Annotated in this window: 9 protein-coding genes and 1 pseudogene; 8 read left to right on the top strand and 2 right to left on the bottom strand. The window is 49.5% G+C overall.

Annotated features, from left to right (window positions below):
* A pseudogene (locus tag WFK85_RS23160) lies at positions 1 to 699 on the bottom strand (IS3 family transposase); the annotation flags it as partial.
* A 625-nt stretch (positions 700 to 1,324) separates the two neighbouring features.
* On the opposite strand from WFK85_RS23160, the gene WFK85_RS23155 reads away from it, so the two are divergent.
* From WFK85_RS23155 to WFK85_RS23140, 4 genes are all read left to right on the top strand, one after another.
* On the top strand, positions 1,325 to 2,128 hold the full coding sequence (locus tag WFK85_RS23155; protein WP_008460143.1) for an MBL fold metallo-hydrolase: 804 nt from the start codon (positions 1,325 to 1,327) through the stop codon (positions 2,126 to 2,128).
* Between the two features lie 145 nt (positions 2,129 to 2,273).
* Positions 2,274 to 2,777 carry a helix-turn-helix domain-containing protein gene (locus tag WFK85_RS23150; protein WP_008460142.1) on the top strand — a complete coding sequence of 168 codons (504 nt, stop codon included), beginning with the start codon at positions 2,274 to 2,276 and terminating at the stop codon, positions 2,775 to 2,777.
* 59 nt (positions 2,778 to 2,836) lie between these two features.
* Positions 2,837 to 3,349: a DUF6622 family protein gene (locus tag WFK85_RS23145; RefSeq protein WP_008460141.1), complete on the top strand. Its 513-nt coding sequence runs from the start codon at positions 2,837 to 2,839 to the stop codon at positions 3,347 to 3,349.
* A gap of 67 nt (positions 3,350 to 3,416) precedes the next feature.
* Complete coding sequence (locus tag WFK85_RS23140; RefSeq protein WP_008460140.1) at positions 3,417 to 3,950, top strand: AAA family ATPase; 534 nt, start codon at positions 3,417 to 3,419, stop codon at positions 3,948 to 3,950.
* Between the two features lie 209 nt (positions 3,951 to 4,159).
* On the opposite strand, the gene WFK85_RS23135 is transcribed toward WFK85_RS23140, so the two are convergent.
* Positions 4,160 to 5,020: a LysR family transcriptional regulator gene (locus tag WFK85_RS23135; protein WP_336709890.1), complete on the bottom strand. Its 861-nt coding sequence runs from the start codon at positions 5,018 to 5,020 to the stop codon at positions 4,160 to 4,162.
* Between the two features lie 270 nt (positions 5,021 to 5,290).
* Between WFK85_RS23135 and ampH the strand changes: the two genes are divergently transcribed.
* The 4 genes from ampH to WFK85_RS23115 all read left to right on the top strand — a co-directional run bounded on the left by ampH (position 5,291) and on the right by WFK85_RS23115 (position 9,314).
* On the top strand, positions 5,291 to 6,241 hold the full coding sequence (gene ampH / locus WFK85_RS23130; protein WP_336709892.1) for a D-alanyl-D-alanine-carboxypeptidase/endopeptidase AmpH: 951 nt from the start codon (positions 5,291 to 5,293) through the stop codon (positions 6,239 to 6,241).
* Between the two features lie 15 nt (positions 6,242 to 6,256).
* Complete coding sequence (locus tag WFK85_RS23125) at positions 6,257 to 6,451, top strand: hypothetical protein (RefSeq protein WP_336709894.1); 195 nt, start codon at positions 6,257 to 6,259, stop codon at positions 6,449 to 6,451.
* A gap of 498 nt (positions 6,452 to 6,949) precedes the next feature.
* Positions 6,950 to 7,807: an LAP family class A beta-lactamase gene (blaLAP, locus tag WFK85_RS23120; RefSeq protein WP_008460137.1), complete on the top strand. Its 858-nt coding sequence runs from the start codon at positions 6,950 to 6,952 to the stop codon at positions 7,805 to 7,807.
* Between the two features lie 395 nt (positions 7,808 to 8,202).
* Positions 8,203 to 9,314 (top strand): IS3 family transposase gene (locus WFK85_RS23115; protein ID WP_442892347.1). Its coding sequence is split into 2 segments (ribosomal slippage): positions 8,203 to 8,464 and positions 8,464 to 9,314, totalling 1,113 coding nucleotides; the frame shifts between segments, so codons are not numbered across the junction.
* Positions 9,315 to 9,456: the final 142 nt, after the last annotated feature.

The raw sequence follows: 9,456 nt of genomic DNA, 5'->3' as shown, positions 1-9,456 counted from the left end.
CGAAAGCAGCGGTGATCGTCAGACACTCCTTCGTGAAATCATCCACACAGGTCAGGCACTTGATCCTTCGACCGTTGGCCAGTGCATCCATAACGAAATCCATCGACCATGTAAGATTCGGTGCATCCGGGCGCAGAAGCGGAAACCGTTCGGTCGCCAGCCCTCTACGGCGTCGTCTGCGTTTTACGCTCAGTCCATTAAGGTAGTAAATACGGTATACCCGCTTGTGATTGACGTGAAGGCCCTCCCTACGCAGCAACTGCCAGATGCGCCGATAACCAAAACGTCTGCGTTCAAGCGCCAGCTCGGTAATACGCCCAGATAAATGTGCATCAGCAGCCGGACGCTGATCATCATAACGGCAGGTCGACAGGGACAAACCTGTAAGCCGGCAGGCACGACGTTGCGACAGACCGGTCGCATCAAACGTCAACACCACGGCTTCCCGCTTCTGACCTGTCGTCAGTACTTTCGCCCCAGAGCCACCTGAAGCGCCTCCTTATCCAGCATGGCTTCGGCAAGCAGCTTCTTGAGCCTGGCGTTCTCTTCCTCAAGCGACTTCAGGCGCTTAACCTCGGGCACCTCCATACCGCCATACTTTTTACGCCAGGTGTAAAAGGTGGCGTCGGAAATGGCGTGCTTACGGCAGAGCTCACGGGCAGAAACCCCGGCTTCAGCCTCGCGGAGGATACTGATGATCTATTCGTCGGAAAAACGCTTCTTCATGGGGATGTCCTCATGTGGCTTATGAAGACATTACTAACATCGGTGTGTATTAATCAACGGGGAGCAGGTCAGCGGGCAATGGGTGTTACGTGGTCGACCTGACTCATCAGTATGTCTGCCGTGACGGCCGTGTCTCTGCTCAGCTGGCGCTAGGCCATGACTGACGACAGCAGTGTAGTCAGGATTGCGGGTACGAGAATTCCGGCAGCAAGCGCTCTTTTTCGTAATTGCATTATTTGTCCTGTGAGGTCTTTCCATGAGTACACTATCACTATTTAGTGACGTTATAGTCATTAATCCCTTTCCATTTCAGTGTTATTTAAACAGGTGACGCAGCGGGATGTACTCTGTAATGAATATAAGCGCAGGTTTTAAGGCGGGTAATTATTTTTTTTGAACAGGGTGGATATCGTTCTGACAGCCTCATTCATTTTCGTTATCTCTGCAGAAATCTGGCTGCTTTCGGGGAGCAGGATATGGCGGACTGGCATGCTGATAAGTCTTTATCTGCTGCAGTGAGAAGAATGCTGCTCTGGACCAGGAAACAGGTCTGCTGTCAGGATTATTGGGTAATTACCTTCGAAGGGAGAACTAAGCTGTGACACTCAAAATGACCATTCTGGTCGAAAACCATCTTTCCCCGCACGCGGCTGCAGGAATGCAGGCCCGTGCAGGCCTCTCCATTCTTCTGGACGACGGAGAGAGCCGGATACTGTTTGACTCCGGTGCGGATGAAACCGTTGTTCGCAACGCCAGGCTGATCAACGAGCCGCTGACAGACCTGGACGCGGTTGTATTATCCCACGGGCATTACGATCACTGCGGCGGAATAACGTCTCTTGCCCCCGGGACGAGGATTATCTGTCATCCCGGCATTTTACAGGAAAGGTATGCCGCCGTCAGGCTTCCAGGAAAGGTCATTCCTCTTAAGAAACTTTCGGTCGTGGAGCGTTTTCGCGGACTTAACGTGGAGTACAGTAAAATCCCGCGGGTCGTGGCAGGACGTTTTGTCTGGAGTGGTGAAATCCCCGTGGAAAGCCCGAAGCCTTGGGGTTATACCGATTACAGGAACGCCACGCCTGATTATGTGTCTGATGAGGGTGTGCTTATCTGGTGCTCATCACGCGGGCTGGTCATTATAACCGGGTGTGGCCATCGTGGGCTGGAGAACACCGTTCGCCACTGCATGAACATTACGGGGGAAAAACGCGTGTACGCCCTTATCGGGGGATTTCATCTGCGGGCAGCATCACCGCTCAGGCTGATAAGGCTGAAAGCTTTTTTGCGTGAGATCGCACCTGAGCAACTGCTGGGCTGCCACTGCACAGGAAGATGGGGAAAACTGTGGCTCAGGAACACGCATCCTGTCGCCTGCGGAGATACCGTTATTTTTGAAGAGTAAGTCTGTGATACAGGCTCATCCTGTCATTCGGTCTGCACCTGTCTCGTTTGTGTCGTCTTACTGTCAGGCCCGTGTCGTGTACTGTGCCGGCAGGAAATGCGAATATCTTAGCCGCTACCAACATACACCAGATATGAGGTTATCGATGACCGTCGCAGAGAAAGTGAAAGCCCTTCGCCTGAAGAAGGCCTGGTCTCAGGAGCAGCTGGCAGAAGTCGCCTCGCTTTCAGTCAGAACGGTTCAGCGTACTGAAAAAGGGAAGAAACCTGGTCTTGAAACGTTGAGTGCGCTTGCCTCAGCCTTTGACGTCAGCGTATCTGAGCTCCTGGAAGAGGCCGGGGATGCCGTTAACACGCTGGATGAACGTATCAGTGATGCCAGAGCCCAGGTTGCCCGGGAAATGACGTTTTGGCGGATACTAACAAGGGCTCTTCTGACATGCACCGCAATGATGGTTATAAACTATCTGCTTACTCCGGAAAGTTACTGGTCCCTTGTAGTGACGGCCATATGGTGCACTCTGGTTATGTTCAGGGGGGGCAGGGTGTTTGTTATTCATGATCGGCTTAAGTCATGGCAACAACGCAGGTTGAATAAACTCCTCCGTCCGGGCACAAAAAAGGAAAATAACCTTCGGGCAATCAAGTAAAACGCTGGAGCCATTCTCTGCGGCTAAATGTAATCATCATTAAGCGAAAAGGAAAAACGATGAACCTGTCTGAATTTTTACTTCATGTACCGTTCTGGGTCTGGCTCCTGCTGATTTTTTTACTTCGCCGTGGTTTTGCCGCCCTTTATGACAGAGAGATGAAAATCGGACGGCTTTTTTTGCTCCCTGTACTGTTTCTTGTCTGGGGAGGCTACGGAGTTATGACTGAAACAGAAAGGGCAGGAGTAAGTCTCACCATGATGGTCGCAGGATTACTCGCGGGAGGAGCACTCGGCTACTGGATGTGGGGGGCACAAACTCCCCTGCAGGATTCAGGCAACCCAGGTACGGTTATCAGGGCCGGGACGCCGCTGACGCTGGGCATGATCGTTATTACTTTTTGTACAAAATTCATTCTTACTTCAGCCCTCTTCCTTCAGCCTGGCCTTGCGGCGTCAGCGAGCTTCTGTCTGCTAATGGGTGGGCTCACCGGACTGAATGATGGAGTATTCTGGGGAGGCACACTAAGGATATTTATACCATGGTACAACAAACATCTCACTCAATTGTGAATTGAACCATTTATGTGTATTTTATTTTTAATAGTAACTCCTCAAATGTATTCCAAAAGGGAAAATTATGCTGATAATTATGAACGGGTTGCCGGGTTCTGGAAAAAGTACTGTAGCAAAAATGTTGTGCGAAAAATTGAGCGCTGTGTATTTACGGGTGGATACTGTAGAGCAGGCCATTCTTTCGGCGTTTGAAACAGAGAGAAAGCCCGGGCCTGAAGGGTATTTTGTCATATATGCATTAGCACGTGAGAATCTTAAGCTAGGGTCAACGGTGGTGACAGATTCGGTTAATGATATTAATCTTGTGCGTGATGCTTTTCGTGATATAGCTATATCACTGGAAATTCCATTCATAGAAATTGAAATAATTTGTTCGGACAAAGAACAGCATCGGCATCGAGTGGAAAACAGAGTTTCAGATATTCCCGGTTTGACTGTACCTGACTGGGGAAAAGTGCAAAGCCGTCACTATGAACGATGGTACAGGGAACATATTCAACTTGATACAGCGAAATTAACAGTTACTGAGTGTGTAAACAGAATCCTGGCATTAACAGAGCAAGACAGGATTGGAAACAATCTAACTATACATCGGTAGTAATCGTTAATTTTTCTTACGCTGTATGAACGTCTGGTGTATCGAACGTGGCGTGATATTTAGGAGCTTATCGGATAGCCGCCACCGTAGCCTCGTACCAGATAAGGCTCTAAGCTTCGTCTAAGACAGGCGTCGTATTACTTTAATCACCAGGCATCAAGGCCTTCCCATGCTTTAAGAGAACGTGCCCGGGCAGTCTGAGTATACGTTTATTCAAACAACAGCGCTTCGCTCAGAAGCCAGCTCCTGAAGGTTTTGACCACAGGGCGCATGATTCTGGATTTAGAATATGTCAGCCAGTAGCTGCCGGCGTTGACCTCAGTTTCGAAGGGCTGCACAACCTGCCCGGATGTGAGCTCCCGTGTAAACATTTTCAGGGGAACCAGCGCCGCGCCGCCGGAATGTATAACGGTCTGGATCATCAGTCCTGACGAGTCATAGACCGTACCGCTGATGACAGCAACGTCCTCGCCGGCCTCACGGAACCAGTCTTCCCATTCATTGATCCGGTAAGAACGGAGCAGCCTCTCGTTCAGCAAATCACGTGGTGCGCGAAGCCGCCCGGCCATTTCCGGGTCGCATAGCACGCCAAACGGCGCGTCGAATATTTTTTCATTATTGGTTGAGGGCCATATCCCGGTACCAAACCTGATAGCCAGATCGAGCCCCTCTGCAGCAATATTGACGATATTATTGTTAATACGCAGACGGACATCCACATGGGGATGAAGCGTCTGGAAACGCCCCAGCCAGCCAAGGGCAAACGTGCCTACACAGCCCAGCGACAGGACTTCCTTATATTCCCCGCCTTCAAACTTATGATAAATATTTTCTATTGTCCGAAACGCCTCGTGCAGTCCGCCATAGAGGATCGCGGCTTCCTCTGTGAGCTCCAGACTGCGGGACTGTCGTCTGAAAAGCGTGATACCCAGACGCTCCTCAAGAATTCTGATTTGCTGGCTGACGGCGGCTGGGGTAACGAAAAGCTCTTTCGCGGCCCGGGTAAAGCTGAGGTGTCTGGCGGCAGCCTCAAAAGATTTGAGGGCCTTCAGGGGAGGTTTTTTTCGCATAGGACATCCTTTAGATTTTCTTTAAATTAATACAAATTTTTATCGTTTGCCAGCATTCAAGATTATCAACATAATCCCGCTTCCTGACCGGTGCGACATACTTGTTATTTATTGCGAAATTTATAATTAATTAAACCGGGCTTTAAATTTTTATTTGCGGCTGGCGATTATTCGCATTTATCTGCGGATTAACACAATGAATGCATCCCAAAGTATTCATTAACATCTCGGTAATCAGCTCACTGAACAATATTTATTAGGGAAACCTGGATGAAGAGAAAATCACTGTTTCTGGCCGTGGCCAGCCTGCTGGCCGCCAGTTATGCCAATGCTGGCCAGATGACGACCGAGCAGCAAATTGCTGAGAAATCTGCACAGATATTTCATGACACTAATCCTCCGGCTATGGTCATGGCCATTATTCAGAATGGTCAGGTGACATATCGTGCCTATGGTGAAACGGCTAAAGGCAACCATACCAGCCCCACGCCCGACTCGCTGCTTCGGGTCGGCTCTATGTCAAAAATTCTGGCCTCAGAGCTGCTGGTTAAGCTTGCCGATAAGGGAGCGCTCAGGCTGACCGACACGCTTCAGAAGTATGCTCCCCCGGGGATGACAGTACCTGAGGTGAGCCGCGGCAATCCCGTTACCCTGATTTCGCTTGCCACACATACCAGCGGGCTGCCGCGACTTATCCCGGGTCAGGCACCAGCCGGCTCAGCTCCGTTCACGTGGCCGGACAGGCCTGCCCGCTGGAACTGGCTGAATCAGAAGCCGACCCTGACCGCGCCGTGGGAACAGGCGCAGTATTCTAATGTGGGATACGATCTGCTGGCCGATGCTATGGAAGCTGCAGGTAAAAAACCCTACCTGCAGCTTATGCGGGAAAATGTGACGGGCCCGCTGGGCATGAAAGACACCACCACCCAGCCTGACAGCGCTCAGTGTCAGCGGCTCATGGAAGGCTCTGGCATCGATCCTGCCGGTCCCTGCACGGATACAACGGCAGCCGCCGGCAACGGCGGGATGTATTCCACCGCAAGGGACATGGCGAGCTGGATGCAGCATCTGTTGAATATCCGTCATCCTGAAAAGCCAGCGCTCAGAGCCGTTCAGCAGGCAATGTACGTGCAGAGACAGCAACTCAAATCCATTACGGGTCTGGATTTAGCAGGGAAAGCGCAGGGGCTGGGAATGGGTTGGGTCTTTATCCAGCCTTAGGTTGACTCCCCGGTAATGATCCAGAAAACCGGTGGTGGCGGCGGTTTTATGAGTTATATGGTTTTGGTCCCCGGCGAAAAAACGGGGATCTTTGTCTCTGTGACAAAAGTGGATCTGGATATGTTCTCAGCCTTAACGCGTGAAACGAACAGCCTTATCCCGCTCCTGTTAAAAGCAGCCCCCGGGGAACGCATCAGTCCGGCTTCATAACGGGTCGGGTGGCAGCATCTGACTCCATAAAAAACGGGTGCTGTCAGCGGAAATGTGCCCGGATTTCGCCAGAACCCGGCTCCTCGCAGAACAACACCTGTAATGTATTTCCCTGGGTATATTGGGGCAAACTCGATAATCGATAGTAAGACTGCCTGGGCAACTCACTATGTGACGACAGGTATCACGTATTGCCTGAATTCTAACCTGAACCTGGATATTGCTTACAAATTCAACAACATCACGGGGCTGCCAAAAGTTCACTCAGAATAACGAAGATGCTTTGATAATGGGCATAACATACCAGTTCTGATAGGACCCTCAGGTTGCCAGGGCAGTAATCAGAATGATGCAGAGTGACGTGTATTTCGGGTTGAGGTTGCATCAGATGCTTCACATGGTCCGAAAGTGCACCAACAGTCTGGCCGAAGAGGTCCTGTTGGCTCAGTATTTAACTTTTAACACATTAATTTAACATGCAAAATAAAGGATACTAATATGAAAATGATTCGACTTATGATAATCCCCTTGCTGGCTGGAATGTGCACGCCAGCACTATCTACACCAGTCAATATCACTGATACAATACAAACCACAGAAGACCATATCAAAGGTCGGGTTGGTTTTACTGAAATAGACTTTTTATCCGGAAAGGTACTGGGTAGTCATCGCCATGAAGAACGCTTCCCTATGATGAGCACATTCAAAGTTTTGTTATGTGGGGCAGTATTAGCACGCGTTGATAAAGGGCTTGAACAGCTTGAACGCAGAATTACCTATAATGAGCATGACCTGGATGACTATTCACCAGTAACCAGTCTGCACCTTGCAGATGGAATGTCGGTTTCTGAATTATGTAATGCTGCCATTACCACCAGTGATAATACTGCTGCAAATTTATTGCTATCAACAATTGGCGGGCCGGAGGGATTAACCCAATTTGTGCGAAGCACTGGTGATAATTATACACGACTAGATCGACACGAACCCAGCCTGAATGAAGCGCTACCTGGCGATGAGCGTGATACTACCACTCCGGCTGCAATGGCTCAGACGTTACGAAAATTGTTAAATGGGAGTCTCCTCAAGATAGCATCACAGCAAAAATTAATAACGTGGATGCAGGAAGATAAAGTTGGCGGGCCTCTGTTCCGCTCTGTACTGCCAGCTGGCTGGATGATAGCGGATAAAACAGGAGCAGGTGAACACGGCTCTCGTGGCATCGTTGCATTGTTGGGGCCCAGAGGAAAACCATCCCGAATAGTTATTCTCTATATTACCAATACTCATTCATCCATGAATGAACTTAACGAACATATTGCAGGGATCGGAGATTCAATTATTAAGCACTGGTAATATGTTTTCAAAGATTAGTTCACTCCAGACCCACACTTTGGTATTCCGGACTGTAAGATGAGTGGCTAAGACAACTTGTTTTCCATGTAATTAACAGGTGAATCTTGGCCGCTTTCAGAGTAGGTATCTCATCGTCTAGGTGAAAGTTATCTGTAGCGATGCAGACTGCGTAGGCAGTGAATGAGCCGACAAATTATCTATGTAATATTTGAGGTAATTTGGGTAATGTACTTCACCAAATCATCCAGTTCGATTCGTTCACCGGGCAGAGAGCTGATGGCCTGAGGTAGGTAATCAGTAAAATATTTTATTCCGCTTGTAAGTATCCCGCTTAACCGAACCATTCACTTTTAGAGATCTTCCGACATACTGATTATGTTCCCGAGGAGATCGCCATGCGTAAAGCACGATTCACCGAACACCAGATCATCGCTGTGCTGAAGTCCGTCGAAGCCGGACGCACCGTCAAAGATGTCTGCCGCGAAGCGGGTATCTCTGAGGCCTCTTACTACAACTGGAAAGCGAAGTTTGGCGGGATGGAAGCCTCTGATATCAAAAAGATGAAAGATCTTGAGGACGAAAACCGCCGCCTAAAACAGATGTTTGCCGACCTGAGTCTGGAAAACCGCGCACTAAAAGACGTCATCGAAAAAAAGCTTTAAAGCCAGCGATAAAGCGTGAACTCGTCAGCTATCTGAAAGAGGTGTTTTCGATGAGTGTACGTCAGGCATGCAGGATGTTATCGCTGAGCAGGACGGTTTATTTTTACCAGCCCGATACCCGGCACAATGAACGGGTGATCCAGGCACTGACTGAGCTGGCGGAGCGCTATCCGCGATACGGTTTTAAGAAGCTGTTCCAGCTTCTGCGCAGGCAGGGGCACACCTGGAACCATAAGCGTGTTCACCGGATTTACTGCCTGCTGAAACTGAATTTTCGTCGTAAGGGTAAACAACGTCTGCCGGTACGCAATCCGGCTCCGTTGATAATGCCGGAAGCGCTTAATCAAAGCTGGTCCATCGATTTTATGCACGATGCGCTGGTCTGTGGCCGGCGCTTCCGTACCTTTAATGTGGTGGATGATTTTAATCGCGAAGCCCTGGCGATAGAAATCGACCTGAATATTCCGGCTCAACGGGTCGTCAGGGTGCTGGACAGGATAGTGGCAAACCGTGGATATCCGCTGAAGATGCGTATGGACAACGGGCCAGAACTGGTCTCACTTGCGCTGGCGCAATGGGCCGAAGACCATGGTGTGGTGCTGGAATTTATTAAACCAGGCAAACCGACACAGAATGCCTTTATCGAGCGTTTTAACCTGACGTACCGGACAGAAATCCTGGATTTTTATCTGTTCAGAACACTGAATGAAGCACGGGAAATTACTGAGCGCTGGTTGATGGAATATAACAGCGAGCGACCTCATGAGTCCCTGAATAACCTGACGCCGGAAGAGTATCGGCTGATGGCTGAAAAACCAGAAACCTCAAAAAGTGCGTGGAACTAAAACGGGTGTACTTACAAAATGTTTACTTCGTATATGGCTTATTACTTTTCTTTCGTGCAGTTTGGGCTGGAAGGCGGGCATCTTTCAGACAATGCTGATTAAGTCTGTTCTGGCTATTATTATAATGACTCATCTCTGTATG

The organism is Cedecea sp. VD22 (genome assembly GCF_037150195.1).
GTDB lineage: Bacteria > Pseudomonadota > Gammaproteobacteria > Enterobacterales > Enterobacteriaceae > Cedecea.
The sequence above is the reverse complement of the archived record's forward strand: the minus strand, read 5'-3'. Positions and strand labels throughout refer to the sequence as shown.